The sequence below is a fragment of the Bacillus xiamenensis genome, assembly GCF_000300535.1.
GTDB classification, from domain to species: Bacteria; Bacillota; Bacilli; order Bacillales; family Bacillaceae; genus Bacillus; species Bacillus xiamenensis.
In genome coordinates this window covers 1-26917 of sequence record NZ_AMSH01000045.1, presented here as the reverse complement: position 1 = coordinate 26917, position 26917 = coordinate 1, and the positions used below count along the sequence as shown (strand labels likewise).

Sequence of the window (26917 nt, the reverse complement as noted above, 5' to 3'; positions counted from 1 at the left end):
GGAAAGCCGTCTATAAAACCACCCAAGCCACATCAGCCGCAGTGAGAGCGGTTGACGTTTACAAAACATCACAAAAATCCTTTGACGCCCTAAAAACATCACAAAAAGGTTTATACGGCCTCACCGCGACCAACGGCTTCAGCGAAGCGATTACAGGCCGAGACATGTTTGGAAATAAAATCTCGAAAGAACAGCAGGAAGCGAGTATATGAATGCGGCGCTTGGTATGCTTTTGCCGTTTGGGGCAAAAGGGTTTCATGGGAAGATGGGTTTAAAGAGTTCAGGTATACCTAATATTTCAAAAAGGCATGATGAAATTGCTCATAAAAGTTATTATGGTAGAAAAGATTTTAGAATAAAGATAAATAGTGCAGTTTTACTTCATTTATGATACTGGTAAAGTTGTTGGTTATGATAATGGAAAATCTACTAGTTGGATTAGAGGAGAACTAACGAGTGGTAATGTGTATCACGGTCATCCAATAGCTGGTGATAGATTAAATAAGTATTTAAACAAATTAGGAATAAAATAACGAGAAAATTAACAAAGAGGTCGGATAAAGATGAGAAAGCATGTGAAACTTGATATTCCGGAAGTAAACATTCATCCCTTGAGGATAACTGAAGGTTGGAATGTCCGTTATAATCATTTTTGGGAAATTGACCCTAGAAAGTTAGAAACAGAAGATGAAAGATGGTTTATGTTCACTGAAAGTTTGTTACAGCTTTATTATGAGAAATCATCAATAACATTGGACTTAGGTTGGTATCCCGATTTATCTTCAGATGGCAACTATCTTGTTCTAATAGTTAAAAATACAGATTGGGACAATCCTATTCAGGAGTTTAGCTCTGATGACTATAGCAAAGTGATAGATTTTATAGAATTTCATTTAAAAGAAATTACATCTAACTGGTGGAAATAAAACTGTATGTATTTCTACGAGGTTAATAAAGCTAGTACTTCTCTGTTTTGCCGTTTCTAAGAGCAGTACATGCTTGATGGTGGTGGTCTTATAATGAATAAAAACCAAACAATGCTTAAAAAGAAAAATATGTGGAACGATAATTGGAGCATTAATAATGTATATAGAACTGAATAAACTTTTATCCGCTGATACAACGGTAGATTCTTGGTACGATGAAGGGCATATACTAGTAAGTGAGATACTCTCGGATTTTAGCCTAAACGATTGGGAAGAACTATCAAATCAGGTGCTCAATAAACCAATAGAGTGGCAGCGGAAAATTGCGTACTGTCTGGATAATGAGTGCAATGAATATGAGTTCAATATTTTAATGGATTTGCTGAATACCAATGATACGGAATTATTTGAGATTTGTATTGATACATTAAGAAGTTATCCCATTGAAGAGGGTAAAAAAATCGTACTGCAACATCCTCAAATTTTAGAACGGATCAATCAAATGTTGGCTACTAGTGCGAACCCACCAGCAAAGATAGTTCTTCAAGATTTTATTTCAAAAATACATTCAAATTAGTTCGTTTTTAATGAAGTCTAATGATGAAATAAGACCTTGATTGGTTTAATACTGATCAAGGTTATTTCATTTACACGGATGAAAAATGATACATTGTAAAAAGAGAGTAAGTAGGAGCGTTCATTCTAGATATTAAACAATATAAGAGTCATGATTAATTATTTTATAAAAACCCCCATTTATATTGATTGCCTATCTAGAATCATTCCCCCACAAACACAGTAGAAATTCCCAGGTTGAGTTCACTAGAGAGCAAGTGTTTATATGCCTTGTGGAGGTGATCTTGTAATGAATAAAAACCGAAAAACAAAAATGGAAACCTTAAAAAGAAAAAGCAGAAGTAAGCACTTAATGAGCGAATTAAGCTATATGACACTTCCAGAAGCCCCTTTGTTAGAGATTGAAGAAAATCAATTGTTTTGTCAGAAGGTATTTACATTTCTTCAATCGAGAGAACATAAAATTCAAATACATGGAGACAACTATCTAGAGCATATTGAAAAGTCTACACAAGTGTTAAAAGAGATGGCCGAAAGGGTGAAAGAGACTCCTAAACAAGGCAGATTGCTTTTTTCCGAGAGCATGAAATTGAAGCGCTTTTAATGAATGTGGATGAAGTGTTTAGTCATGTAACTAAACTTCTTGAGCACAAATCGGATTATGCATAGAGCGTACGGAATATGTTTATGAGTTAAGTACTTGGGGGCTGTGAGAATTGTCAGGAATGTTTAATCAGTCGAAGTGAAAGGATATATGGAGATTTTAATTGGGGTTATGTGATCAATTGCTGCTCACAGGGTTAATTTTGTATGAATATGCTCTTTGTTCTTAAAATCAAAAGTAAGTCTAAAGATTAGTCGTTTTGTTTTCAAGGGAGAATATTGAGTATAAAGATCTATTTTTTTGTTAAAAATTTCTTTCTCTGTCCGATATAGATATTATCATCCAAAAATGTGCGTTTCAGGAAGTTGATTTTGTGATGAAACACTATATCTTTTTGAGGAAGGAAGTTTGAAATGAAGTTTTTAAAGAAAAGTTGGAAGTATATTGTGGTTGCCATCGTTGCTCTGTTTATTGGATCGGCAATGTCTGGTACATCACCGTCAAAAGCAAGTGAAAAGCTAAAGAAAGAAAACGAAGCATTGCAGAAAAAAGTAGATGAATTAGCTCCGTATGCAAAGCTAGCAGAAGCTGAAGCAAAAGAGAAATTAGAGAAATTAGAAAAGAAAAAAGAAGAAGAAGCAAAAGCTAAAAAAGAAGAAGAGAAAAAGAAAGCAGAATTAGCGAAGAAAAAAGCGGAAGAACAAGAGAAAAAGGGTTACGATACTGGAATTACTTACGATCAATTGGCTAGAACACCAGACAAATATAAAGGTGAAAAGGTGAAATTTAAAGGTGAAGTTGTCCAAGTAATGGAGGGCGACGGCACGACAGAAATAAGAGTAGCTGTAGATGATTATTACAATGATATTGTTTATGGTGATTATCCAGCCGATCTCGTCAAATCGCGAGTCTTAGAAGGTGACGTGATTACATTTATGGGGACTTCTGATGGGGTCATTACATATGAATCCACGACAGATGGTGACATCACGATTCCAAGCGTCAAGATTGAGAAAATCGAAAATTAAGGTTTCCTATCGAACACCTAAAAAGCTTTCAATGAAATGAAGAATCAGTGTCAAAATGGATTGAAAATAAACGATGAAAAGAATTGAGAGGTAAAAGGGGAGTGGCAGAGGACCACTCCTTTTTTGTATCAATGGTACATACGCTGGATCAATCATTTCCCTCAAATTTAAGCAATTCACTATCATTACCTTTCACATTCATATAAAATAAGACCTAGTGAAAATTTGAAGAAATGCTTGATAAATGAAGGGCATGTAAGCTGTGAGTTGCATGAGATGATGAGATGTTTGCATGTGAAGGTTGTGAAGCTGTTCCTCCTCACGCATGAGATCTTGTAAGCGTAACCATTATTTGTCACTTCATTGCAATGGTGTTGAGGGGTGTGTCAGTATGAGGAATCCGTATTTGAGAACGGCTTCTAGTCTTTATATCAATTATTTTTTATTAGGTATGGTCAATATTATTTTGGCTTCGAATATGCCGTTTTTAATCAAACAATTAAATACCGATAGTGCAGGGGTTAGTTATATGATATCCGCACTTGGCATTGGCAGGGTGCTCACGTATGGTCTTTCAGGTGTGCTGTCAGATCGTTTTGGGCGAAAGCCGGTGATTTTGGTTTCAGGTGTGCTGATGGCGGTGTTCCTCATTGGAATCCCATTGTCTCCAAATTATCAAATCGCCTTTGCGTTTGCGATTTTGGCAGGGGTGGCGAATTCGGCAATGGATGCAGGAACGTACCCAGCGTTAATGGAGGCTTTTCCGCAAAACTCGGGATCTGCGAATGTGATGGTGAAGGCTTTTATTTCGATTGGGGCGACCATCCTGCCACTGGCTATTTTCTTTTTAGCGGAGCATGATTTGTTTTACGGGATTGCGTTTTTTGTTCCTGCTTTTATCTATCTTGTGAATGTTTTGATGCTGTGGACATTGCCATTTCCCAATCATCGCAAAGTGGAGCAAGTCCAGGTGATGGAGCATGAGGAGCTGCCGCGTTTCTCGTCAGAGCCTACGTTTTGGAGGGAAGGGATCGCACTCATTGTGATCAGTTTTACGTCAAATGGTCTCTACGCCTTGCCGCAAATTTGGCTTCCTACGTACGGTGAGGAAATATTGGGGATGGCTTCTGGCAGTGCTGTGAAGCTGCTTAGTTACTATAGCATGGGTGGTTTGCTGTCTGTGTTATTGCTCACATTTCTTTTGCGCCGCATTGTTCGTCCGGTGACTGTGCTACTTGTCTATCCGATCATTACACTTGTCTCCATCTGTGTGCTATTGGTCGTGAAGTCTCCAGTCATAGGGACCGTTAATGCATTTGTACTTGGCTTTTCAACTGCGGGTGTCTTTCAGCTGACGTTAACGGTGATGGCTGAGTTCTTCTGGAAGAACAAAGGAACGATGACAGGGATTATCTCAACAGCAGGCGGGGTGTCGGCCATCGTCATCCCAGTCGTAACTGGTTTAATCGAAAGCCATTCGACCATATTACAGATCTTTATGTTTGATGCTGTTGTGGCGGTTGCCGCTATTATCGGGGCAATGTACATTCTGTATCGCTACCGTCGTATCATGATACATGAATAAAAAAGACGACTTCCTAAGAAGGAGGTCGTCTTTTTTATATGTTTCGTTTAGAAACGGTCGTTTTCAAACAGAATCTGTTTCACTTGCTCAACTGGCATATCTTCTCCAGTAAAGAGTTTGTATGCAAGAGCACCTTGCCATAGCATCATGCCAAGACCGTTAATCGTTTTGGCGCCAGCTTCCTGTGCTTGAGCAAGAAGCTTTGTTTTTTGCGGGTTGTAAACGACATCTGTCACGATTAAGTCTTTACGCAGTACATCAAGTGTATCATCAATGATGCTGAGCTCATCTAATGGTTTCATGCCAAGGCTTGTTCCATTCGCTAAGATCGCACTTTCAGCTACTTCACGACGGAAAGCGTCTTTGTCTTCAAGTGGGAAAAGGTTAGCTTTGACACCAAATGATTTCATTTCGTTGTTGATGTAATTTGCATTTTCTTCTGCTTGAACAAAGTATTGATCATTACGAGCAAAAATACTAATTTCACGAATACCTGATTGTGCAAGCTGAATGGCAATCGGTGTTGCGGCGCCGCCTGAGCCAACGAGTGTAACCTTTTGTCCAGTTAGTTCAACGCCATGTTCAATCAAGTTTCTCACGTAACCAAGACCATCTGTGTTGTAGCCAACCAGCTTACCATCTTTGTTCACAACCGTGTTGCTTGCACGTGTATATTTCGCAGAATCATCTAGTTCATCTAAGTAATCCAATACTTTCATTTTGTTAGGCATCGATACGTTAAATCCAGCTGCACCCATCGCTTTCATTCCGTTTACAGCTGCTTCTAGCTCATCATTTCCTACTTCAAAGGCTAGGTAAGCATAGTTGATCCCTGTTAATGTATAGCCAAGATTGTGCATCCGTGGTGACAGGCTGTGTCCGATTGGTGTCGCAAGAAGACCGACTAATTTTGTTTTTCCATCAATATTACGTTCATGTATGTTTGTCATAATTGACATCTCCTTTAATTATCTAAACAATTTTTTCATACGTCCTAGAACAAAGACTGCTAACAATACGCTAATGACCGCAATGATCATATCGAAGAATAAAGTCATTTTAATATCGTACGTGCTGACGAGTCCGCTAGTAATCAGCGGAACAAGAATAAACGCTGAGCTTGCCGCAATGTTGACGTATGATGAAGCCGTTGCTTTGTTTGTAGGGAATAATTTCATCATAATACTCATAGACAGTTGGAAGATCCCTGCTGTAAATAATCCTAAGAAAAAGGTACTCACAATGACAATACCGTACGTTTCGATTTGAAATAGTGAAAGCATGGCAAGGAATGCCCCAATTGGGTAAATAATGGCAACCATAATCGGCGAAATATATTTATCTAGTACGATTGAAAGCAATAGAACAGACACAAGTGCACCAATACTAAAATAAGAAAGAAGCTGTGTTGCTTGTCCAGTGCCAAGCCCAATCAATTTTAACCCGAGCTGTGGAAGCCACGTCTGCCATACCACAAACAATGCAGTAGATGTGAAACCCATGAGTACAACAGCTAAGCCTTCACCAAACATTTTAGGTTCTGCCTTCATCTGCTCCTGTACTGGAAGGTTATTTTGAGAAACAGCTTGCTTGTGATTTGGGAACGGCATAAAGAGCAAGTAAATCCCTACCAGTAAATAAAGAAGTCCTAGTCCAAAGAATGCCCAGCCCCAGAAGATATCATGTGCAACAAGGAATGCCAAGATAAATGGAAGAACAGTTGCACCGATTGAAACGGATGCTTTTACTAATACAGAAGCTGAACTTGCTTTTTTAGGAAATGATTCTGTCAGAGCAGGATATGTCCCTGAATCAAGCAATGAGTTTGCAATCCCTGCGGAAATCGCAAAGATAAAAGCTAATGTATAATTGGTAGTCGTTGGAATCCCAATTAAGAATAATAAGTATAGAAAGTTTCCTGTAATAATGACGGGTTTACGTCCCCAGCTGTCTGCCAGCCGGCCAGAGAAAAAGAGAGCAAGCAGTTTCCCAATTCCGATTGCCGATACAAGCAAGCTGATTTTCGGAATATCCACATGGTAGCGTTCAGATAAGCTTTCCATGTTTGATGCGACAATAATGTTGATCATGCCTAGCATGAAATAGTTTAAATACATGCCAAGTGATGATTTAATATATGGATTTTTCATGTTCCCACTCCTATATTTGAAACCCTTTGAGGGTCAAATTTTCTTTGTTATCCTTTGTTATTTCCTTAAAAGTAAATAATATTAAGGCCATCACAACACCCCTTGTGTGATTAATGAAAAAATAATGAATATTCATCTGTTTTTCAAATAAGTACATCGTTCTACTAGAATATAAAAAATGATAACAGTTATGATAATAAAATGGCATTTCATGACTTGATCAGAATCAAAAAACTTCATTTTCAACCGTCGTTACTAAAAAATAATGATATGTCCAAATAAGTATAACGATATACTAAAAGAAGCAACGAGATAAATATACTCCTGCGTTTAAAATGTGTCAAGTTTATGACTTTGTGATTTAAAAAAAGAAAAATGTAACAAAGAAATAGTTGACTTGGTCAATAAAAAAAGAAGAATTGCGAAGCCATTCTCCTTTCTTCGTGTAGACAAATCCTCACATTTGGTGGCAGTTCTGTGTACCAATGCTCGTCCTTCCTTGACTTCAAAGGTTTTCAGGTCACGCTGATGCGAAAAAAAGGGCTAAAATCAACATTCATTTTAGCCCTTTTTCTATTCATGAGGATGTAGATGTTTCTCTAATATGAAGTTGTGGCTTTAAGATCAATCGCTGGAACTCTTCATCCTGCCCGTTCATTTTATGATATAAAAGATTCGCTGCTTTTACCCCGATGGATCGCGGGAATGATGAGACAGTGGTGAGCGGCGGGTGATACATCTCCGCTTCAGGAATATTATCAAATCCAACAACATCGATGTCTTCACCAGGCTTGATATCGCGTGCTGACAATTCTTGAATGACCCCAAATGCGACTAAGTCGCTAAAACAAAAAATAGCAGTAGGCGGATTGGGCTGATCCATGACTTGGGCAAGTGCTTCTTTCCCGCCTTCACGGGTAGGTTCGATATCGATAATAAGAGATTCATCAATTGTTATGCATTCCTCGTCATGGGCTCTTTGGAAACCTTTCATTCGTTCAATCCAAGTCGATGAGGACTTGATTCCGCCTAAGAAGGCAATGCGTCGATGTCCTTTTTGAAGCAGGTGATGTACTGCCATCCAAGTACCTTGTTCATAATCAGCGCCGACATAATCACAATGGACATCCGCTAATTCACGGTTTGCCAGTACTTTTGGGGTGCGTATGTTGTTTAACTGTTTGACCGTCCGTGTAGAGCTTTTCGAAGCGGGATTTAAGATGATTCCGCCAACTCGGTGCTCTACCATGGTGGAAATGAGCCGTTCCTGTTTATCGACACTGTCAAAGGTTGTCCCAAGCAAAACGGTATAGCCAAGTGATTCAAGTGTGGTTTGCACGCCGATTAAAAATTCAGAAATAAAGGTGTTTGAAATATCTGTAACGATCACACCGACAATATTTGAGCTTTTTGACCGCATGTTGGCGGCGACGCGATCATACACGTACCCTAAATCTTCCATGGATTGCAGCACTTTTTTTCGAGTTGCTTCTGAGATTCTAGGGTTGTTGCGAACAACGAGTGAGGCCGTTGAAGTCGATACACCGGCATGCCGGGCGACTTCCTGTAATGTGACACGCTGCTTGTTCATTTTTTTCATTTTATCTTCACCAACTTCAATGAATTGCCTACCTTTGGTTCATGATCAAGATGGATTTCTCCATCAAACGAGCCGAACATTCTTAGTTTTATTATACCTTAATCAGAGGGTGTTGATGAAGTGATGTCATATTGCATTGTCAAATAGGGGGGATAAAAGTTTAAAAAGATGACCATTGACAGCTTTCTTCTAGAGGCGTAAAATATAAAATTATTCAGATATAGAAACATTTTAAGTAAATATCGAAAGCTATGATTGCTATGGGTCACACTATGGCAGGAGCAGCTTCTGGAGAGACCGCATGTATGTGCGGCGCCGAAGGGTTCACAATCTCAGGCAAAAGGACAGAAGAGTACGAAATATTGTATTTGTGATGCATGGATGTTGCCATGTATTGCTTTTCTCTATTTTGCTATTCTTTTATGACCATGAGATTGGAGCGCATCCAATCTCTTTTTTTATGGACTTTTTGAGCGTTCATTATTTCAGTATAGGATCGTGTCGTAGGAGGGCGTTGACATTGGCACAGCAAGAGTTAAAACGAGATTTATCAAACCGCCATGTACAGTTGATTGCAATTGGCGGAACCATCGGAACAGGGCTGTTTTTAGGCTCTGGAAAGGCGATTCAATTGGCAGGACCGTCGATCATTTTTGCCTATTTAATTGTCGGAATGGCTATCTTTTTTGTCATGAGGGCACTTGGAGAATTGCTCTTATCGAAGACGGGCTATCAATCCTTAACGGATATTGCAGAGGACTATCTTGGCCCATGGGCTTCCTTTGTGACAGGGTGGACGTATTGGTTTTGCTGGATAATGACAGCGATGGCTGATGTCATTGCGGTCGGGGTATATGTGCAGTATTGGTTTGACATTCCGCATTGGATTCCCGCCATTATTTGTTTATTGATTTTACTAGGGTTTAATTTACTAACGGTGAAGCTTTTTGGAGAAATGGAATTTTGGTTTGCACTGATTAAAGTGATGACGATTCTACTGTTAATTGGTGTTGGAATGGTCCTGTTAATCATTGGTTTTCAAACAGATGCTGGACCTGTGACGGTCACAAATCTTTGGTCACACGGCGGGTTATTTCCACATGGTGTCACAGGCTTCTTACTGTCATTCCAAATGGTGATTTTTGCGTATGTGGGAGTGGAACTTGTCGGTGTATCCGCAGCAGAAACGGCGAATCCTCAAAAAAATATCCCATCTGCGATTAATAAAATTCCATTAAGAATTCTCTTTTTCTATGTGGGTGCGATCTTTGTTTTATTATGTATCAACCCATGGACCGAGCTTAGTGCATCAGAAAGTCCTTTTGTGAAAACCTTTGGACTCATTGGTATACCAGTAGCAGCGGGGATCATTAATTTTGTCGTCCTGACGTCTGCGGCTTCCGCTTGTAATAGCGGTATGTTCTCAACGAGCCGAATTTTGTATAATCTCAGTCACCAAAAGCAGGGACCGGCTTCCTTTGGCCGTTTGAATAAGCATGCTGTCCCAAGTAATGCACTGTTTGTTTCAACGATCGTCGTGTCTGTAGGGGCTCTTTTAAGCAAGCTGATTCCAGAACAAGCTTTTGGAATTGTGACAACGATCAGTGCGATTTGTTTCATTTGGGTATGGAGTATTATTTTAATATGTCACCTGAAATATAAAAAAACACGTCCCGAACTGCATAAGGCGTCTACCTTTAAAGCGCCATTTACACCTTTTGTGAATATAGCGGTTCTTGTGCTATTTGCTGCCATTCTTGTCATCATGCTTTTCGCTGATGCAACACGTCCAGCCCTGTTATTGACACCAGTATGGTTCGGGTTCTTATTTTTGATTTATGCACGAAAGAAACGTCGTGCTGTTTAATGAAAAAGCCGTAATAGGCTTTTTTTTGAATCCTTTTTTCTTATGAATCGTAATAATCTTAGAAATATTTAGGGGGAGGAGGATAAGATTGGGTATAATATTATTTGGTGTTATTTTTATACTGCTATTAATACCTGTCATAATAACAAGTTTATTTTATATGGAAAGGTATTATAAAATCATTTTGAAGTTTTTCCGTGGTGTAAATTGGAGAGGAATTAACTTTAAAGGTAACTTAAAATGGGTTGATTTAAAAAAATTAATAAAGAGAGCTGTGATAAAATCTCTCTTTATTAACAGTTTGCGGAAACTTACTGTTTGGGGCATCCTTTTTTCGTTTTTCCTTCTTCTATTTGTTCAGCATTTTAAATTTAAAGAGTTATATTTTTATGTTGGATTATTATTTCTGATTCTTGTCGCTTTCCTTTTAGCATATAAAAATGATAAGCAAGAGGTCAATGTTGCACAATACGGTACTAAGCTAAGTATAATGATATTGTATCCTCTTGTTCTTTTATTAAAGTTTTTAGAGAATGTGTCTAACGTTAACATGATAGCAATAATAGTTTTTTTTACGGCTTTATATTCTTATTTATTTCTAAAAAGTGTAATGGACATTTTTAAATCTACTTTTATGCATTTAGCAAATTTCATTTTTATTTATGTCTTTTTTAATTTTATCATTGGTGCTGTTTTCGGGGCTTTTTACATTTATAATGATCACTTCGAATATCATTATAGTGGTGAGTATAAGGGTAATGGCACTCTTTTAATCTTATATAAAGGATTAGAACCTTTTTATAATTACCCGATCATCCAAGTTGACGAGGGGAATATTGCATATATTCCAATGTTTGAATTTATTATAGGCAACATCTTTAATATTATTCTTGTTGGTATATTTATTTCATATTTTGTAAATAAATTATCAACTAAAAATGAAAGAAATTGATCAACTCATTCATTTCAAATTGAATACTCCGCCAGTTACTCAAAGCACAGTCAATTTTAAAGACTGTGCTTTTGCTTATTTAACGATTTCGAATCTTCAACATATAGTATGCATTAAGAATGATCAGAACGAGTCCAATGATGATGATCGAAAAGAGCTGAGAGTGATTGGCTCCAAGAGAATACACAATCAAAATAAACATGGCACCGGTCAATAAAATATTCATCATTTGATGGGTGTGAAATAGCCCATCCAGCATCACATGTTTTTCCCCTTCATCAGAAATGGCGAGTAGCTTTTTGCCATAATCCTTATCGGATGGACTTGGCAGAGGACGATTAGGGTAGACGAGTTTTAGAACAGAGAGCGCAACATACGAACTGATAATGGTGATGATAAACAAAGCGGCATTGATAAGAATAAGCCAGAGTGGCTGCTCAGTCACGATGGCCATACCAATGGCAATAATGGATAAAATGGTACTCACCGTATTAGCTAACGTTACATCAGTAAAAGTTCGATACTGTTTTGCTTCCAGTTCATCCTCCTCATCACCAGATACCGAAAGTGATACTCTTTTCTTCATACGTGAAATGCCTGAAACACAATAAATGATCAATAGGATAGTCAATCCAGTCATGACAAGAGTCGCTTCAAATGCAGCAGCAAGAAGTGTCATCTCAAATTCGGCTGCCAGCAAACAGTAAGCACCGAGAAAACCAAGGAGAGCACCTAACAACATTTTGTATATGGTTTTCATGTGAGTTCATCCTCCTCAAATAGAAAAATACGTTCAATGGGTTCCTGAAAAATACGAGAAAGCCTCATAGCAAGTAAGAGAGACGGCATCAATTCATCTCGTTCCATTAAGCTGATGGTCTGGCGGGAAACCTTTGCTCGTTTCGCAAGCTCAGTCTGATTTAAACCATCACGTGCCCGCAGCTCTTTTAGACGATTTTTCATTCTGTCACCTCAGCTCTGATTAAAATCTTCTCCTAATTGTAAAGTATCATATTCATTTTGACAAGTATAGTTGTCAAAATGATAAAAATAATTGTCAGAAAGATCGCCTTTATTCAAAAGGGAATCAATGATACGCTATTGAAAAGAGAAACGAAAACAGGTGATGCCCATGTTCATTGATCAATTAAAAAATGACTTACATCAATCACAGCCATTATTTATTGGAGAAGAGACAGCGTTCAAAGCAGCAGTCCTTGTCCCTTTGGTGCAAGTAAACGGGGAATGGCACGTTTTATTTGAAGTGCGATCATTGACGATGAGAAAACAGCCTGGCGATATTAGCTTTCCAGGAGGCAAACTTGACGGCGGCGAAACCGCACAAGAAGCTGCACTGCGAGAAACCTATGAAGAACTAGGCATTCCGCCCGAGTCAGTCAACATGCTTGGACAGCTCAGTCCTTATATTGCCTCTCCATCCTTCGTGGTGTATCCATATGTCGGGATCATTGATGAACAACAGGTCAAACATTCCTATAATCAAGAGGAAGTGGAGGAGACCTTTACTGTGCCTCTATCATGGCTCTGCCAATATGAACCGTACTTACACCATGTATCGGTTCAGCCAACACCAGGCGAGGACTTCCCTTATGAAAAAATCATGAATGGTGAAAAATACATCTGGGGGAATCGCTTGATTGAGGAGTGGTTTTATGATTATGAGAGCTATACCATTTGGGGATTAACAGCCCGTATATTAAAGCATTTTGTGACTGTTGCAAAAAGAAATTCCTAGAGAACTCAGCTCTAGGAATTTCTTGTATAAAGACGCTCTTTTGCGGTTTCTTTCCCTTTTCCAATTGGGATGGTGGTTCTAGCTTGGCTCAATCCATATGAAGGCATGTTCACGTAGATAGATTCATATGAGCCGGCTTGAATTTGATACGTTTCATGATAAATTCCAACTGCATCATTATTTCGTGCTCTTTGGTTAAATCCTTTCCAAGCAGCCAAATGCTTCTCCATCTTGGCGTAGGCAAGGAGGTCCTCTGATGACTTCCAATATTGGATCATGGTGACGGTGCGTAAACCGAAGTAATTTTCTGTCCCGAGAAAACCAAGTTTTTCTTGATGGGTATAGAGTTCTTTGATCATCCCCGGCATCGCCATAAACACTGGCAGCCATTGATGGACAGCCCAGCGTTTATTGATTCTCATTCCGATGATGAACACAACAATCGGCTCAGAATTGTCTGTTGTAAACCGGCCAGCACGTAAGTTTTTTTTCATTCGTTCACCCTTCTTTCTTCATCAATTCACAGGTCTCCATGCACCAATCAATGCCAGCTTGCGCCACTTTCTTTCCATAATCTAACGTAAACAGCCAATACTTCGCATCAGCTTTATCTGGATACAGCTCTTGAATGTTTTGTTCAATTGAAACGTATGTCTCATAACGGATACGGAGCTGCCTCTCATAATCCTGTAAAAGCGCTATTTTCTTCTCAAACGAAAGATATTGGCCGAAGAATAGCTTCAATAACACTTCATTTCGTTCTGATGGTACTTGATCGAGCGGCTGCGCCAGCCATTGCCTCAGAGTGTCCAATCCTTTTTCAGTCAGATGATATTCACGCTTATCTGAGCGGCCAGTTGTAGAAGCAGGTGAAACCTTTGCGAGTCCGTCTTCGACAATTAACTTTAAGGCAGGATAAATTTGCCCATAACTAATTTTCCAAAAGTGATGCAAGCTCTTATCAATTAATTGCTTCACTTCGTACCCGGACTTACTATCTGTCGTTAAAATACCTAAAATCGCATACGTCGTATCATTGTATTTTTTCATTACATCAACACACCTATCTAAAAGATATATCATTTAGATATATAATAACCGATAGCTACTACAGATACAAGATGTATGAGACAAAAGAAATTCTATAAAGGAGGTGGAGAGATCAATGATTTTGTTAATCAATGAGACGAATCATTCATATAGATTGAACGATCATATTTTGCATGGGGACATATGAGTAAATAGAAAATCTGGATCATGACGATCCTGGGGTACTAATCATTGGTGCAATCAGCTGGATAGCATTTCAAGCAATCGCAAAAAAGAGTGTATTGAATCAACCCTACGCCTTTGCGTATAAGACAAATGATCGTGTGAACTGGTTCAATGTAACGGAGAGAAACGGAAAAGTAACAGGTCATCTGAATGAGACCATTTTAGAGGAAAACCCGAAAAGGCATTATGATCCCAATATATTTATCAACAAATATCAAGCAACTGAGAAATCAATTGAAAACGGTTACGAATTTCAAGTGAAGCAAGGGAAAGAGGCTAAAGTGTACCTTGCTGAAAAAAATCTTTCTGTGAAAAAACAAGGTGAAAAGCAAAGCATCACATCCAAAGCAGTTAATCAAAAACAACTACGTGCTGTTCAAAAGGACATTCACGTTCAATATGATGAACTCATGGAAGACACTGAAAATAGATTTCATGATTATGTAAGAAACTTCAATAAGAAAGTAACAGGCGCTTATGGTTATCTGTATACGGCGGAGGACAAACAACTATTTCTACAAGTGAAAAGCATGCATATTGAGATTGGATGGAACGGCTCTTTTCTAATAACAACTGTTTCTGAAGAAGGTTGTAAGCCCTATAAAGAAATGAAATTAGAAGTCGGCGGATTTACTGATGGGGGAGAATTTTTCGAAATGAGCTATGATCCTATAATTGAAAAAGGTGTCATTATAGGTTCGACTGATCGAGATGCAAAATCAATAAAACTGCCAGTTAAAATGACAGACGGTAAAGTAGAGTTAAAAGCTTTCACGAAAGAGGAATATAAAAAACAAGCTAAAGCATTTAAAAAGAAGGCAGAAGAAAAGAAAAAATAGGTGATCTTAAAGCAGATGAGTGAATCAACTTATCTGGTTTTTTATGAATTTTTGATGAATGATAAGATGAACTTACGTATCTTGCGGTACATATTCACCGCCTCATTTCTTATCAAGAACTAAAATAAATATGGACCACTTGCCTTGTGATGAGGCAAGTGGTTTTTTGGGTTGTATCGGTTTATGTTCCGATAGGTCGCTCTGTTGGACCAGGATTTGTATCATGTAACGAATTGTAAGACACCGTTTGTCCGACAACAACGATGACTAAAGCGAAAATGAGTAAACTCATTTTTTTCATCATCATTCCTCCATTCGAGTGTGGTTTGTTCCATGTGATAGGCGTCCTTTAAAAAGAGATATGCCTGTTGAATGGAACCCAGATCTTCAAAGTGTTTGGCAGCTAATGCACTCAATTCACGGGCACTTTCAACATCCTTCAATTCTTTTAGAATGCTGATGTCATCGAAACAGGTTTGAGCTTTTTGGGATATGTCTTCAGTGAAATATAGGTGATAGAGAAAATTCATTTTTGCTGTGTAGATGGGGTTTTTCTCCATTTCTTGTTTTTGTTTGACCAATTCAAAATAATAGAGAGCTTGCGACCTTTCATCGATGGAGAGTAGCTCTTTTAGTAACATAAACATGGAGTGTTGGAAATAACAAGATGAAAGGTAGTCATCATCACTAAGAGCCTTTTCTAGGGCATCAATACATTTTTTTGACTCTCCAGCTTCGGCATATAGAATACTGATATTATGATAAAGCTGTGATGTTAGAAAATGATCGTTTAATCGATTTGAGATGTGTAATGCTTTTGTGTAGTAGTTCTCAGCTCTTTTGAAATCGCCAATATCCATGAAGTTGGTGGCGGCGATCACAAAAGCTGCTGCCAGTCTTCTTTCATAGCCATCATGACCTTTGAAAATATCAATGGCATTCTGAATATAGTGAAGTGAAATCAGGCTTTGTCGAAGCAGCATATATAGGTTTGCAACCTTCGTATGGAATTCGGCTACTTCTATTTCATCAGGAATGCTTTGTAGTTTTTTCTCGGCAATTTTAAATAGTCCGATGGCTGATGCATAGTCTCTGTTATATGAAGCGTAAAGGGCTTTGTATAGGTAAAAATAGTATTCAATTAAGTCGTTTGTTTTAGAAGGACATTCTAGCTCTGTCTGTTCATTCAGTTTTTTACCCCTTCGTTCATATAACATGAGCTTAAACTTGCCTTCCAGTAATGAATAGTAAGTCAAGACCTCCTGATTTTCTTCCATTTCTTGAAGTAATTCCTTTAATTCTGTGTAGATTGTCTTTGCATTGTGTACATCATGCTTACGAATGGCAATTCGCCAATCATTTAAACGGTTCCCCACCTGTTCAGCTGAAATGATCGTCATTCAAATTTCACCTCTTTAACATCCTTTCGCCTGTTTCAATAAAAAACGATATCACAATTTTTGGTAAAATATAATCGTTTCTGGGAGGTGATTGACAGGAGGTAATAAAAAGGACCTTATGTCATGAGATATACGATATTGTAATGGTGATGGATTGTTTGTACAAATGACTAAAATCTTTTTTTGAGAGTCTAAAAACGTGGAAGTTACAATTGTTTTTATGTTTATGTTCGAAAATACCATCTGTATATACGAAATAAAGCTATTTTAACTATGGGAGAAGAACAATGAAAGGTCGATCTAGAAGGGAAAATCAGTTATGATGTTGCTAGATCATTTTGGAAAAGAAACTGGTAATTGATGAGAAAGGTGAATAACCAATACAAATGCTAGCCTTTCAGAAAGGATGTTGAAATGAAGAAAAGGTTTCAAATATTAAACTGGAAAATGACAGTTGTGATTACGACGCTTTTACTTGTTTTAGTGACTCTTTATATCTCAAAGAGATACTTTTATAGCAAAGAAATTGAGTTACTGACAGAATCTTGTCAACAAGCAGACGGCAAAATCATACTAGAAACAAATAGTTTGTCTATGGATTACTCGTTTGAGTGTAAGGAAAAATAAAACAGGCAGAAAGTTGCCTGTTTTACACCAATTAAAACCCTAAATTTTGTAACCACTTGTTTAACACGGCCTCTCGTTTCTCAGCGTTGAAGCGATCGTATTTTCCTAAATTTAAATGGGATGAAATTTCACCGTCATTCATAAACAGAATTCTCTCAGAGCAAAGGGCGACTTTTGGATCATGTGTGACAAGCAGCAGAGTTGTTCCTTCAGAATGGATTTGAGAAAAAATATCCATGACTTCCTTTGTGGTACTTGAATTAAGAGCACCTGTTGGTTCATCGGCAAAAAGAATGTTTGGTTCATTCATAAGAGCTCGACAGATAGAGGCTCTTTGGAGTTGACCTCCTGATACTTCTGATAAATATCTATCAGCTAAATGATCAATATCAAGTTTCTCCATTAGATATTTAGCTCGTTCATTTACTTCTTTTCTCGGCTTTTTTTTCGCTAAGTAAGCTGCAGCAATAATGTTATCAAATAGATTGAGGTTTTTTAGTAAATGGCTGTGTTGAAAGACGAACCCCATCTCTGTTAAGCGCAAAGCTGTTAACTGTTTGTCTGTCATTTCTGATAGCAGTTGATCTTTATATTTGATCTCTCCTGTTGAGGCTGTCTCTATACCGCTAAGTTGATAAAGCAAAGAGGTTTTTCCGCACCCTGAAGGTCCCATAATGGTGACAAATTCTCCGGGTTTAATCGATAAGTGAATATTTCTAAGAATAGTCTGTTTTTGTCCTTTTAATGAATCAATTTGCAAAGACAATTGCTTCGTTTCAATTAATTGTTCCATGTGAAACATCTCCTTATGAAAGTGTATGACGGCTCATTTTACTAGAAAAAAAGGACTTCAATAACCACGAGATTACAGCTAAATTCACAATAAACAGCCATAGCGGATACACGACCGATACCCATTGCGGGGCTAACCAATGAAGGCTTGATGCTCCTAATGATGCTCCGCCTACACTCATCAACGCCGGACCAATGGTGTGAACAGTGATTGTTCCAATGAAGGCGCCAAAAGAAAGAACGACGATAAAACTTGTTAAGTATTGATATGTTAAATCCTTTTTAGAAAAACCAATCGTTCTTAACATGAGATTACGATTTAAGTCTTTTGCCCTTAACATGTGCAGAAACATCATGAACATTAGGCTGGCTGTTCCAAAAGCTGCGATTGTTGAGTATAATGCAATCACCTTTACTAGAGATGCTGTGCTTCCTATTGTTTGATGAACATATTCTTTCATATCTGTTACTTTTGCAGGAGACATATTTGCTGCAAATGCTGCTTTTTTTTCTGCGATATTTTTCCCTTGTTTTAGTTGTATTTGAATGGTTTTCCAAAGGGATGCTTGACGAAAAGGCTGAGATAATGCTTTAGCTGTTTTCCCTCCGTTGGTGACATCTTGATAAATGCCGGTGACCAATCTTTGAACTTGCTGTCCATTTGTAGAGAGAGTGACTTTTTCTCCTATCTTTTTCTGAAGTGAGTCAGCACTCAACACCGATAAAGCAATTTCTTCCTCCTTCAACGGTTCCCTTCCTTGTAAATAGGTGAGAGGGAAAGCAGACAGGTCACCTGTTTCTAAATAGAGCGTTTCTAATGTATTCTCCATTGTTATGGACTGTAGAGAAGTTGTTTCATATACAGCAGATGTGCGAATATCTAAATCTTCGCGAATCATAGACTCGATTTTATTTGTATTTTTCTCTAAATCATTTCCTTGCCGTATATCGATTCGAAGATCACTTTTTCCAGAGCCAAGATATGTGATGAAATCCGGTGATTGCAATGTATGACATAACTGAATCGGCATCAGCATTAAAAATGTACAAAGTGCGATGATACAGATAATCGTTGAATACATTTTCATTCGCGAGAACAGATCTTTCAAACCAAACCAAAAGTTGATAGGGAGGAACATGTTTCTATTGAGATGCATAGGGATTAGTTTTTTATGACTTGGTGAAGAGATGCCACCTTGAAGTGCCTGAGCTGCTGATATTCGGCCAAACTTTCTTAGGACAGCATAGCTGAATGAGATGACGATTATTGCCGTCAAAATAGACACGAAAAGCGGAATCAACTGATGAGTAAAAGATGGATGTTTCCCCATATACCGCTGAATATTGGCCGTAAACAAATCACCAAATATCAGCGTGAACAAATATCCTGCTATACACCCTATACAGGCAAGCACAGCATACTTCCCAACGTATAATTGTTTGATTTTTGATAAAGAGATGCCTAGTACTTTTAAGATCCCAATTTCACGTTCATCCTCTTCTATAGCGGCAGTCATAGCCAGACGGAGAGAGAGGAGGGAAATGCTAATAAGCAGAAAGCAAACAAGAAGGAGAATGGCGATCACCATACCATCTGTCAGAGCATTCAGCATGCGAAGCAGGGGTAATGTGACAGCTGGTCCCTGTTGTGGCAGCTCAGATGATTGATAGAGTGATTGAAAAGCATCTGCTTGCGCAGCATCATGTAGTAAAAATTCAATCAAGTACTCCTTCTTTTGAAACACTTGATTCAGTGCCGCCCAATCCGAATCATGCAGAAGAAATCTCTTTGAGCTGACAAGACTTGGATTCATTTGGGCATCTCGTAAGAACGCTTTGATTTGAAAAGAGAAGTGATGAGGTCCTTTTGTAATGAGTAATCTTTCGCCAATCTTTAAATGGTATTTTTGTTGAAAATAAATAGGGACTGCTACTTCTCCTTTATTGACCCTTAGCTTTTCATTTTGTTCATTTAAAAGAAAATCAAAAAAGCGATTTTGCTTTACAAATAAATGATCCATCACACCTGCTTGAGCAGGCGTCTGCCCGAACTTGATGCTGATGTGTTCGACCGGAATCATTGGAACAATTTGATGTGCCTTTACCATGGACTGTTTACTTGAAAATGTGTCGACAGCTTGTTCATCTAAGCTGCCATCGTGCATTTGGACAAAATCTGGTGCTTTGGCTGATTGGAGTAAATCTGAAATGGAACCATTCAGCTGTGCCGACATTTGCGCAGCGCTTGTTGCTAAAAATGATGTCATCATGATGCAAATGGTTAAGCCGACTGAAATGAGACGGTGGCGGGTTAAGTCTTTCTTGATAAACGTCATTCTCATGAGGCTGATTCTCCTTCATGTTGAAGCATATTTTTTGTCAAAAAGCCAAGTGCAAACATCAAGGTACTGACTATTAACACGGTCACATACATGTTGGCTGAAAAATTGTTGAACAAGAACCCATACATCATTTGACCGAGCGGAGCGGCACATTGAGAGACCATTGTCAGATTGGCCATGACTTTTCCTAATTGAGCATTTGGTGTTTTCTTTTGTACATGTGAGATGACAACGATCGAAATCATTGTGAGCAGCATGGCAATTGGAAGACATCCTGCTAAAAAGAGAAAATAGGCTGGCCATGTACCAAATTGAAGAGCCATCTTGGATGTTGAGAAAGCGACAGGCAGTAAGATGACGGCAATGATAAGCAGCCAGCGATATAAAGTAGGAATACGCCAATGCTTCGCTACAAGCCCAACTAGCAAGGCACCTGCGATGACGGCAAACTCAATTAAGCCCATTCCTATTCCATACATGATGTCACTGCTTTTCATTGTGACCCTTAAAATAATTGGGCCACCAACGATAAAAAATGGTGTGAGGATGAAATTTAGCAGCGCTGCAAGCAGCATGGCTCTTTTTAAAAATGACTGGCTGCCGATATAGGAAAATCCTTGTTTTATATCTTTCACGAGCACTTTGGTCATTGGCTCTGTGAGAGGGCTAGGTGAGAACGAGATATTTAAACGTAAAAGCAAACATGCTGAGAGAAAAAATACGATGCTGCTAACGCCGATAATGGCCTGACTCCCAATGAGTCCGTATAAAACGCCGCCAATGATAGGAGCGACAACACCTGAAAGTGCCTGCACCCCATTAACAATGCCATTCGCTTGTTCTAATCTTTCTTCTTTCACTAGCTGAGGAATGCTGGACATTACAGCAGGAGCATAGAACGTACTCATGACCCCAAGAAGAATCATGACGGCTCCAATGATATATAATGAATCATTTCCTGAGAATAACCAGAAATAAAAAGCCAGAATCATAATGCCAGTAAGAACATCAAATAAGATCATCAAATTTCTTCTGTTAAACCGATCAGCAATGGCTCCTGCTAATGGCGAAAGGAGGAGCGGGATATTGGATAAAGCGAAAAGTAGGGCATATAAATCAACACGGTGTGTCATATCCAGCACATGTAAAGATAGAACAAACCGAATCAAGGAAGACCCAAAAACGGAAATAATCTGTCCGAGGACGAGGTAGATGAAGTGGGTGGAACCTTTTTTGGCTGACAACGACATGAAAATCACTCTCCTTTTAGACCGACCGTCAGTCTATGATGTATTCAGGATTGGTATTGAAGTGACCAATCACTGATTATTGTCTTCCAGCTCTCCAGCTAAACGCTGGAGGAGGAAGGAGAAGCTTCCTTTTTCTGCATGTAATGAGGATTCAAGGATCGAGATAAACGCTAGAGCTCGTTGTGTACTTTCTTCTGCGGTCCATTGGAAAAGACCTTCATCAAAGATGACCTGTGCAGAAGCAAGGAGAAATTCGACCGTCTCTTGCGGATACTCCGTTTGAAATATTCCTTCTTTTACACCTTGTTGAATGACATCTGCCAAAACGGGTGATAGCTCTTTAATGGCTTTGATCAAGCTTTTTTGATGCATTTCAGCATTAGCAGGTTGATGAAATTGTTCGATCATGCCCTCTTTATGACTGCCCTGCTTGGGAGATTGCGCCATGATGATACGAAATAGTTTATCAACCACTGGCAGGTCTGGATCAGCTGCAATGCGCTTTGCCACAATGATATCTGCTTTGATGATCCTGTCGATAATCGCATCCATCACCTCTTCTTTGGAGGTAAAGTAATAATAGAATGTGCCTTTTGCAATCCCAACGGCTTTCAGGATGTCAATAATTGTTGTTTGCTGATAGCCCTTGGTTGAAAAAAGCACCTCTGCTGCGTTTAAGATGTCATTTTTGCGTTCTTCAGGATGTTTAACGGTTCTCATAAAGCCATCCTTTCTTTTGACTAGACTGTCGGTCGGTCCCTTGCTTTGATTAAACACTTTTCAGCCCCCATTTGTCAACGGCTGTTTTTTGAGGGCTTTGCATGTATTGTGCAATGACACTATGATACATTGAATGAAAACACCTTCAGGGGAGGTGCTGTGTGCCATTTTTGACCAATGAATTGGCTCAAGTGATGGTTGAACGTACGATGCATATTTTACATCAAAACATCAATGTCATGAATTCAGATGGTGTCATGATTGGTTCTGGTAAACGAAAAAGGATTGGACAGAAACATGATGAGAAACGAGGGGTGTTTGGATGAAAATTGTGATCGCACCAGATTCATTTAAAGAAAGTTTAACTGCCTATGAGACAGCATGTGCCATTGAACGAGGGTTTCGATCTATTTTGCCACATGCAGAATATATGAAAATTCCTATGGCAGATGGAGGCGAAGGTACGGTTCAATCGTTGGTTGATGCGACTGACGGGTACATTGTCCAGCAAGTGGTCACAGGTCCGCTTGGTCAACCTGTCGATGCCTTTTTTGGCATGCTGGGAGATGGACAGACCGCAGTTATAGAAATGGCAGCAGCATCAGGACTACACCTTGTCCCGCCAGAAAAAAGGAATCCATTATTCACGACGTCTAGAGGGACAGGAGAATTAATGCTTGCGGCGCTGGATAAAGGGGCTAAGCATTTAATCATTGGTCTTGGCGGAAGCGCAACAAATGATGGCGGCGTTGGCATGATGCAAGGGTTAGGCGCTTCTTTTCTCGATAAAGCAGGTCAAGAGCTCACGCCGGGCGGTGGATCACTGAATCAATTAGCTTCTATTGATCTGTCTCGACTCGACCCAAGATTGCAATCGGTCCGTCTGGAAGTAGCGTGTGATGTAGATAATCCTTTAACGGGTGAAAGAGGAGCGTCTGCGGTATTCGGTCCTCAAAAGGGAGCAGATACAGAAATGGTTCAAGTGTTGGACAAGAATTTATCTCATTTTGCACAAATGGCTAAACAGCAGCTTCATGTCCCCTTTGGCGATGCAGCAGGTGCAGGAGCGGCAGGGGGACTTGGTGCGAGCTTATTAGGATTTTTACAGGCCGATCTGCAAAAGGGAATCGATATTGTACTGAAGGCCGTTCACTTTGATGACGTATTAAAGGACGCAGATCTAGTGATTACAGGAGAAGGCCGGATTGATCGGCAGACCATTTACGGCAAAACGCCGATCGGTGTAGCCAACGCTGCGAAACAATATGGACTCCCGGTGATTGGCATCGCTGGCTCCCTTTCAAAAGACAGTGCAGTTGTACATGATCATGGCATTGATGCGCTTTTTAGTATTGTTCCGGGCGTCACCACTCTTGCTGAAGCCATGCAGAATGCTAGTGTTTATGTAGAGAGAACAGCGAGGAATATTGCGGCTGTGATGACATTTGGAAGAGAGAAGTAAATGATGAAAAATGTTTCCTTTTCTATCACATTCCTTTCTATAGAAATGTGGTAAAATTGTTATAAATGAAAAAGAAAGTTGGAGGAAACACAAATGTCTAATCTACCGAATTGTCCTTCGTGCAGTTCACCCTATACATACGAGGATGGCACCATGCTTATTTGTCCCGAATGTGCGCATGAATGGTCGCTAGAACAAGAACAAGTGGCAGAGGAGCAGCTTGTTGTCAAAGATGCGAATGGGAATTTATTAAGTGATGGTGACACGGTCACTGTGATTAAAGATTTAAAAGTCAAAGGTTCTTCTTCGGTCTTAAAAATAGGGACGAAGGTCAAAGGCATTCGTTTAGTGGAAGGCGATCATAACATTGATTGTAAAATTCCTAGCTTTGGCGCGATGAAGTTGAAATCGGAGTTTGTGAAAAAGATATAATGAATGAAAAGAGGCTGATGATCTACAGCCTCTTTTTCATTTCATTATTTATAGGTGAAAGGAATAATCTTAATCAGAATTCCATACATATGTACCTGTTGAATATAATTATTTTTTAAAAAAATCAAGCCTCTTTTCACATAAAAATTTACAGTTTTCTTAACCTTACCTTAAAAAAAGCAGATGATTCTCTAAATTTCGTCTAATCCCCTTCACAACTTTTGGGCATTGCTGTACCATATGGAAGTGTTCTTCTATTTTTGACGGATCATGGTGTTTATCAGGAAATAGATGATAGATGATAATTTGACAAAGAAGGAGAGGTAACGTGACGAACGTTTTAGAACTGCATAATGTATCTAGGCATATTCGCGGGAAAAAGATTGTTCAAGATTTGAGCTTCTCTGTTCAAGCGGGCGAAGTCTTTGGCTTTTTAGGGCCGAATGGCGCAGGAAAAACGACAACCATTCGCATGATGGTCGGTCTTTCTCCCATTACATCTGGTGACATTCTGATTAATGGTCATAGTATTCAAACCTCATATCAGCATGCGATCCAAGATGTCGGTGCGATTATTGAAAACCCAGAAATGTATAATCATTTAACGGCAAGGCAGAACCTTGTTCATTTTGCCAGAATGAATGGAAAAGTGGATGAAGGTCGAATTGATGAGCTGCTAGAGCTAGTCAGTTTGCAGCATGTGAAACATAAGCGTGTCCGTACGTTTTCATTAGGAATGAAGCAGCGTTTGGGCATTGCACAGGCATTGATACATAAACCGAAACTGCTGATTTTAGATGAGCCGACCAATGGACTAGATCCAGAGGGAATTCGAATGATACGAGATTACTTGAGAAGGCTGGCAAAGGAAGAAGGCCTTGCTGTCATTGTTTCAAGTCACCTCATGTCAGAGATGGAATTGATGTGTGATCGTTTTGCTATTATCCAAAAAGGAAAGCTGATTGCGATTGAGGATCAGCGTACGGAGACGAAGCAGGATGATTTGGTCAATTATCGAATGAAGGTAGCATCAAGCGAGCTTGAAGAAGCGCAAAAGCTCATTGAAGCATTTGAGGAAGGTATCACAGTTAGAGAAGAGGAGCAGTACTTATTCTTCTCCATGCCAGAAGAGAACATGCCGCAATTGATTCGTCATTTGAGCGAGGCTTCGATTCATTTGTACGAAATCAAAATAGAAAAACAAACCTTAGAAGATAAGTTCTTAAGCTTAACAGGTAAAAAGGAGGCAGACGTATGATTCGCCTCATTCAAAACGAGTGGATGAAAATCAGTTATCGTGTTGGTACTTGGATTATGGTTGGGCTTCTTGTGTTAGGTATGATTGCGACATTGATTTTTGCAGTTAAGACAAATGACGAAGATCAAGCATCAGGTGATTGGAAACAGCAACTGCGAATGATCAATGATGAAGACAAGAAAGAACTTAAAGAAATGGAAAATGGTTTCTTTAAAAGAAACCTTGAAAAAGAGATAGCTATTAATGAGTATCGCCTGAAGCATAATTTACCGCCAGCTCAACAGTTTAGCGACAATGCTTGGGATTATGTGAAAACAAACGCCAATTTACTTCAGCTTGTCGGTGTGTTTGTGATTATTATTGCTTCTACCATTGTATCTGCAGAATATAAGCAGGGTACAATTAAGTTATTACTCATTCGTCCACCATCAAGGATCAAGATCCTGCTATCTAAATATATTACAGTACAGCTGTATTCTCTGTTACTTGTTGTGGTGCTGTTTATCTTGTCATTCATATTGGGTGCCATCTTCTTTGGACTCAACACTGATTATGTGAATCTGGTATATCAAAATGGTGAAGTGATTGAACGTTCACAGTTTGCAAATATGCTCTTTTATTATCTTGCCCATTGTGCAATGTTTGTCGTTTTGGGGACACTTTCCTTTGCCATTTCAACCGTATTTAGAAGTGAAGCTATATCCATTGCGATTAGTGTGTTAGCTTATGTTGTAGGTGGAACGATTACAAGTATTTTAATGTTCTTCTTTGATTGGGCGAAATACTTGTTATTTGCAAATGATCCATCTCAATACTTTATGGAACAAGTGACTCTTATAGAAGGTATGTCCCTAGGATTCTCATTAACAGTCCTAGTCATCTATTGGGCTATCTTCTTGGCGATCGCCTTCATTGTTTTCCAAAAGCGAGAAGTAAAAACAGGTTAATTTAACTTTTTAGGAGGTTACTATATGATTAAGCGTAAAGGTGAAAAAATTATGGGGATTATTAGTATTGTCCTCAATGTCATTGGTATTGGTTTCGGGGCATTGATGCTCTCTATGGATCAGTCGTTTTATAATCAAATCAATGAAGTGTTACAAGAGGAAGGCGAAACATTGCCAATTGAAACACTTGAGGCTGGGGTGAATGCTTTTGGTATCCAGTTCATGGTGGTTTCCGCCATTGCGGCTGTGTTAACGCTTGTCGGTGTGATTTTCTTGAAAACAGACCGCCGTGCCGTGATCTCTGGTATTCTTTTCTTGGTTTCTGCAGTCACTCTTTTAATTGGAACAGTCGGTCTTGCATTCGTTCCAATGATCTTGTTGATTGTGATTGGATTGATGTCCCTCATTAGAAAGCCGAAAGCAGATGCTTACACAAGCGAATATCCTTCATAAATAAAAGAAAAAGACATGCGCCATATGCGCATGTATTAGATTGTTGACAAAGGGATAAAATGCTCTTGCCTTTAGC

At 39.0% G+C, this 26917-nt stretch carries 26 protein-coding genes, 2 pseudogenes and 1 riboswitch; of the genes and pseudogenes, 16 read left to right on the top strand and 12 right to left on the bottom strand.

Going from position 1 to position 26917, the window contains the following annotated elements:
* The 6 genes and pseudogenes from BA1_RS19515 to BA1_RS13450 form a co-directional block, all read left to right on the top strand.
* Window positions 1–283 (top strand): annotated as a pseudogene (locus tag BA1_RS19515) (T7SS effector LXG polymorphic toxin); the annotation flags it as partial.
* Window positions 284–563: 280 nt separating this feature from the next.
* On the top strand, window positions 564–926 hold the full coding sequence (locus BA1_RS13470) for a hypothetical protein (RefSeq protein ID WP_008359961.1): 363 nt from the start codon (window positions 564–566) through the stop codon (window positions 924–926).
* 157 nt (window positions 927–1083) lie between these two features.
* Window positions 1084–1503: a hypothetical protein gene (locus tag BA1_RS13465; protein ID WP_008359959.1), complete on the top strand. Its 420-nt coding sequence runs from the start codon at window positions 1084–1086 to the stop codon at window positions 1501–1503.
* 288 nt (window positions 1504–1791) lie between these two features.
* Window positions 1792–2106 (top strand): YxiF family protein, encoded by a 315-nt coding sequence (locus BA1_RS13460; RefSeq protein ID WP_008359957.1) that lies wholly within the window; start codon window positions 1792–1794, stop codon window positions 2104–2106.
* A 413-nt stretch (window positions 2107–2519) separates the two neighbouring features.
* Window positions 2520–3134, top strand: a complete 615-nt coding sequence (locus BA1_RS13455) for a hypothetical protein (RefSeq protein ID WP_008359955.1) — start codon at window positions 2520–2522, stop codon at window positions 3132–3134.
* 391 nt (window positions 3135–3525) lie between these two features.
* A complete protein-coding gene (locus BA1_RS13450) occupies window positions 3526–4719 on the top strand; it encodes an MFS transporter (RefSeq protein ID WP_008359953.1) in 1194 nt (397 codons plus the stop codon).
* A gap of 47 nt (window positions 4720–4766) precedes the next feature.
* On the opposite strand, the gene BA1_RS13445 is transcribed toward BA1_RS13450, so the two are convergent.
* The 3 genes from BA1_RS13445 to BA1_RS13435 all read right to left on the bottom strand — a co-directional run bounded on the left by BA1_RS13445 (window position 4767) and on the right by BA1_RS13435 (window position 8469).
* Entirely contained in the window at window positions 4767–5669 is a 903-nt protein-coding gene (locus BA1_RS13445) for a shikimate 5-dehydrogenase (protein ID WP_008359952.1), read from the bottom strand.
* An 18-nt stretch (window positions 5670–5687) separates the two neighbouring features.
* The gene (locus BA1_RS13440) at window positions 5688–6869 is read right to left on the bottom strand and encodes an MFS transporter (protein WP_008359951.1); all 1182 of its coding nucleotides are present in this window, start codon (window positions 6867–6869) and stop codon (window positions 5688–5690) included.
* 577 nt (window positions 6870–7446) lie between these two features.
* On the bottom strand, window positions 7447–8469 hold the full coding sequence (locus BA1_RS13435) for a LacI family DNA-binding transcriptional regulator (protein WP_008359950.1): 1023 nt from the start codon (window positions 8467–8469) through the stop codon (window positions 7447–7449).
* Window positions 8470–8747: 278 nt separating this feature from the next.
* A riboswitch (glycine riboswitch) is annotated at window positions 8748–8827 on the top strand.
* Between the two features lie 162 nt (window positions 8828–8989).
* Here BA1_RS13435 and BA1_RS13430 point away from each other — a divergent pair.
* Window positions 8990–10336: an amino acid permease gene (locus BA1_RS13430; RefSeq protein ID WP_008359949.1), complete on the top strand. Its 1347-nt coding sequence runs from the start codon at window positions 8990–8992 to the stop codon at window positions 10334–10336.
* An 88-nt stretch (window positions 10337–10424) separates the two neighbouring features.
* Window positions 10425–11288, top strand: coding sequence for a hypothetical protein (locus tag BA1_RS13425; protein WP_008359948.1), 864 nt, complete (start codon window positions 10425–10427; stop codon window positions 11286–11288).
* 79 nt (window positions 11289–11367) lie between these two features.
* Here BA1_RS13425 and BA1_RS13420 read toward each other — a convergent pair whose 3' ends face one another.
* Together BA1_RS13420 and BA1_RS13415 are read right to left on the bottom strand one after the other, a co-directional pair.
* A complete protein-coding gene (locus BA1_RS13420) occupies window positions 11368–12048 on the bottom strand; it encodes a DUF3169 family protein (protein WP_008359945.1) in 681 nt (226 codons plus the stop codon).
* Window positions 12045–12251: a helix-turn-helix transcriptional regulator gene (locus tag BA1_RS13415; protein WP_008359943.1), complete on the bottom strand. Its 207-nt coding sequence runs from the start codon at window positions 12249–12251 to the stop codon at window positions 12045–12047. Before BA1_RS13415 ends, BA1_RS13420 begins: the two co-directional genes overlap by 4 nt.
* Window positions 12252–12420: 169 nt before the next feature.
* Here BA1_RS13415 and BA1_RS13410 point away from each other — a divergent pair, with 169 nt between their 5' ends.
* On the top strand, window positions 12421–13044 hold the full coding sequence (locus BA1_RS13410) for an NUDIX hydrolase (protein WP_008359942.1): 624 nt from the start codon (window positions 12421–12423) through the stop codon (window positions 13042–13044).
* Window positions 13045–13055: 11 nt separating this feature from the next.
* Here BA1_RS13410 and BA1_RS13405 read toward each other — a convergent pair whose 3' ends face one another.
* Window positions 13056–13538 carry a DUF4188 domain-containing protein gene (locus BA1_RS13405; RefSeq protein ID WP_008359940.1) on the bottom strand — a complete coding sequence of 161 codons (483 nt, stop codon included), beginning with the start codon at window positions 13536–13538 and terminating at the stop codon, window positions 13056–13058.
* A 4-nt stretch (window positions 13539–13542) separates the two neighbouring features.
* Window positions 13543–14094, bottom strand: a complete 552-nt coding sequence (locus tag BA1_RS13400; protein ID WP_008359938.1) for a PadR family transcriptional regulator — start codon at window positions 14092–14094, stop codon at window positions 13543–13545.
* A gap of 207 nt (window positions 14095–14301) precedes the next feature.
* Between BA1_RS13400 and BA1_RS13395 the strand changes: the two are divergent.
* A pseudogene (locus BA1_RS13395) lies at window positions 14302–15158 on the top strand (hypothetical protein).
* Between the two features lie 221 nt (window positions 15159–15379).
* Here BA1_RS13395 and BA1_RS13390 read toward each other — a convergent pair.
* The 5 genes from BA1_RS13390 to BA1_RS13365 all read right to left on the bottom strand — a co-directional run bounded on the left by BA1_RS13390 (window position 15380) and on the right by BA1_RS13365 (window position 22289).
* Entirely contained in the window at window positions 15380–16558 is a 1179-nt protein-coding gene (locus BA1_RS13390; protein WP_008359933.1) for a Rap family tetratricopeptide repeat protein, read from the bottom strand.
* A gap of 658 nt (window positions 16559–17216) precedes the next feature.
* Window positions 17217–17978, bottom strand: coding sequence for an ABC transporter ATP-binding protein (locus BA1_RS13380; protein WP_008359929.1), 762 nt, complete (start codon window positions 17976–17978; stop codon window positions 17217–17219).
* A 13-nt stretch (window positions 17979–17991) separates the two neighbouring features.
* The gene (locus BA1_RS13375; protein WP_008359927.1) at window positions 17992–20319 is read right to left on the bottom strand and encodes an ABC transporter permease; all 2328 of its coding nucleotides are present in this window, start codon (window positions 20317–20319) and stop codon (window positions 17992–17994) included.
* On the bottom strand, window positions 20316–21569 hold the full coding sequence (locus BA1_RS13370) for an MFS transporter (protein WP_008359924.1): 1254 nt from the start codon (window positions 21567–21569) through the stop codon (window positions 20316–20318). Before BA1_RS13370 ends, BA1_RS13375 begins: the two co-directional genes overlap by 4 nt.
* Before the next feature lie 69 nt (window positions 21570–21638).
* On the bottom strand, window positions 21639–22289 hold the full coding sequence (locus tag BA1_RS13365; protein WP_034739461.1) for a TetR/AcrR family transcriptional regulator: 651 nt from the start codon (window positions 22287–22289) through the stop codon (window positions 21639–21641).
* 161 nt (window positions 22290–22450) lie between these two features.
* Here BA1_RS13365 and BA1_RS18775 point away from each other — a divergent pair, with 161 nt between their 5' ends.
* From BA1_RS18775 to BA1_RS13340, 6 genes are all read left to right on the top strand, one after another.
* Entirely contained in the window at window positions 22451–22615 is a 165-nt protein-coding gene (locus tag BA1_RS18775; protein ID WP_008359919.1) for a sugar diacid recognition domain-containing protein, read from the top strand.
* Window positions 22612–23751: a glycerate kinase gene (locus tag BA1_RS13360; protein WP_008359917.1), complete on the top strand. Its 1140-nt coding sequence runs from the start codon at window positions 22612–22614 to the stop codon at window positions 23749–23751. Before BA1_RS18775 ends, BA1_RS13360 begins: the two co-directional genes overlap by 4 nt.
* A 93-nt stretch (window positions 23752–23844) precedes the next feature.
* Window positions 23845–24183, top strand: a complete 339-nt coding sequence (locus tag BA1_RS13355; RefSeq protein ID WP_008359915.1) for a zinc ribbon domain-containing protein YjdM — start codon at window positions 23845–23847, stop codon at window positions 24181–24183.
* A 328-nt stretch (window positions 24184–24511) separates the two neighbouring features.
* Entirely contained in the window at window positions 24512–25441 is a 930-nt protein-coding gene (locus tag BA1_RS13350; RefSeq protein WP_008359913.1) for an ABC transporter ATP-binding protein, read from the top strand.
* On the top strand, window positions 25438–26388 hold the full coding sequence (locus BA1_RS13345; RefSeq protein ID WP_008359910.1) for an ABC transporter permease: 951 nt from the start codon (window positions 25438–25440) through the stop codon (window positions 26386–26388). Before BA1_RS13350 ends, BA1_RS13345 begins: the two co-directional genes overlap by 4 nt.
* Before the next feature lie 24 nt (window positions 26389–26412).
* On the top strand, window positions 26413–26841 hold the full coding sequence (locus tag BA1_RS13340) for a DUF4064 domain-containing protein (protein WP_008359908.1): 429 nt from the start codon (window positions 26413–26415) through the stop codon (window positions 26839–26841).
* The last annotated feature ends 76 nt before the right edge of the window (window positions 26842–26917 follow it).

Excerpts from the sequence above, each read along its gene's own strand:
- BA1_RS13470 (WP_008359961.1), top strand. The coding sequence starts at position 564 with ATGAGAAAGCATGTGAAACTTGATATTCCGGAAGTAAACATTCATCCC.
- BA1_RS13465 (WP_008359959.1), top strand. The coding sequence starts at position 1,084 with ATGTATATAGAACTGAATAAACTTTTATCCGCTGATACAACGGTAGAT.
- BA1_RS13460 (WP_008359957.1), top strand. The coding sequence starts at position 1,792 with ATGAATAAAAACCGAAAAACAAAAATGGAAACCTTAAAAAGAAAAAGC.
- BA1_RS13455 (WP_008359955.1), top strand. The coding sequence starts at position 2,520 with ATGAAGTTTTTAAAGAAAAGTTGGAAGTATATTGTGGTTGCCATCGTT.
- BA1_RS13450 (WP_008359953.1), top strand. The coding sequence starts at position 3,526 with ATGAGGAATCCGTATTTGAGAACGGCTTCTAGTCTTTATATCAATTAT.
- BA1_RS13445 (WP_008359952.1), bottom strand. The coding sequence starts at position 5,669 with ATGACAAACATACATGAACGTAATATTGATGGAAAAACAAAATTAGTC.
- BA1_RS13440 (WP_008359951.1), bottom strand. The coding sequence starts at position 6,869 with ATGAAAAATCCATATATTAAATCATCACTTGGCATGTATTTAAACTAT.
- BA1_RS13435 (WP_008359950.1), bottom strand. The coding sequence starts at position 8,469 with ATGAAAAAAATGAACAAGCAGCGTGTCACATTACAGGAAGTCGCCCGG.
- BA1_RS13420 (WP_008359945.1), bottom strand. The coding sequence starts at position 12,048 with ATGAAAACCATATACAAAATGTTGTTAGGTGCTCTCCTTGGTTTTCTC.
- BA1_RS13415 (WP_008359943.1), bottom strand. The coding sequence starts at position 12,251 with ATGAAAAATCGTCTAAAAGAGCTGCGGGCACGTGATGGTTTAAATCAG.
- BA1_RS13410 (WP_008359942.1), top strand. The coding sequence starts at position 12,421 with ATGTTCATTGATCAATTAAAAAATGACTTACATCAATCACAGCCATTA.
- BA1_RS13405 (WP_008359940.1), bottom strand. The coding sequence starts at position 13,538 with ATGAAAAAAAACTTACGTGCTGGCCGGTTTACAACAGACAATTCTGAG.
- BA1_RS13400 (WP_008359938.1), bottom strand. The coding sequence starts at position 14,094 with ATGAAAAAATACAATGATACGACGTATGCGATTTTAGGTATTTTAACG.
- BA1_RS13390 (WP_008359933.1), bottom strand. The coding sequence starts at position 16,558 with ATGACGATCATTTCAGCTGAACAGGTGGGGAACCGTTTAAATGATTGG.
- BA1_RS13380 (WP_008359929.1), bottom strand. The coding sequence starts at position 17,978 with ATGGAACAATTAATTGAAACGAAGCAATTGTCTTTGCAAATTGATTCA.
- BA1_RS13375 (WP_008359927.1), bottom strand. The coding sequence starts at position 20,319 with ATGAGAATGACGTTTATCAAGAAAGACTTAACCCGCCACCGTCTCATT.
- BA1_RS13370 (WP_008359924.1), bottom strand. The coding sequence starts at position 21,569 with ATGTCGTTGTCAGCCAAAAAAGGTTCCACCCACTTCATCTACCTCGTC.
- BA1_RS13365 (WP_034739461.1), bottom strand. The coding sequence starts at position 22,289 with ATGAGAACCGTTAAACATCCTGAAGAACGCAAAAATGACATCTTAAAC.
- BA1_RS13360 (WP_008359917.1), top strand. The coding sequence starts at position 22,612 with ATGAAAATTGTGATCGCACCAGATTCATTTAAAGAAAGTTTAACTGCC.
- BA1_RS13355 (WP_008359915.1), top strand. The coding sequence starts at position 23,845 with ATGTCTAATCTACCGAATTGTCCTTCGTGCAGTTCACCCTATACATAC.
- BA1_RS13345 (WP_008359910.1), top strand. The coding sequence starts at position 25,438 with ATGATTCGCCTCATTCAAAACGAGTGGATGAAAATCAGTTATCGTGTT.
- BA1_RS13340 (WP_008359908.1), top strand. The coding sequence starts at position 26,413 with ATGATTAAGCGTAAAGGTGAAAAAATTATGGGGATTATTAGTATTGTC.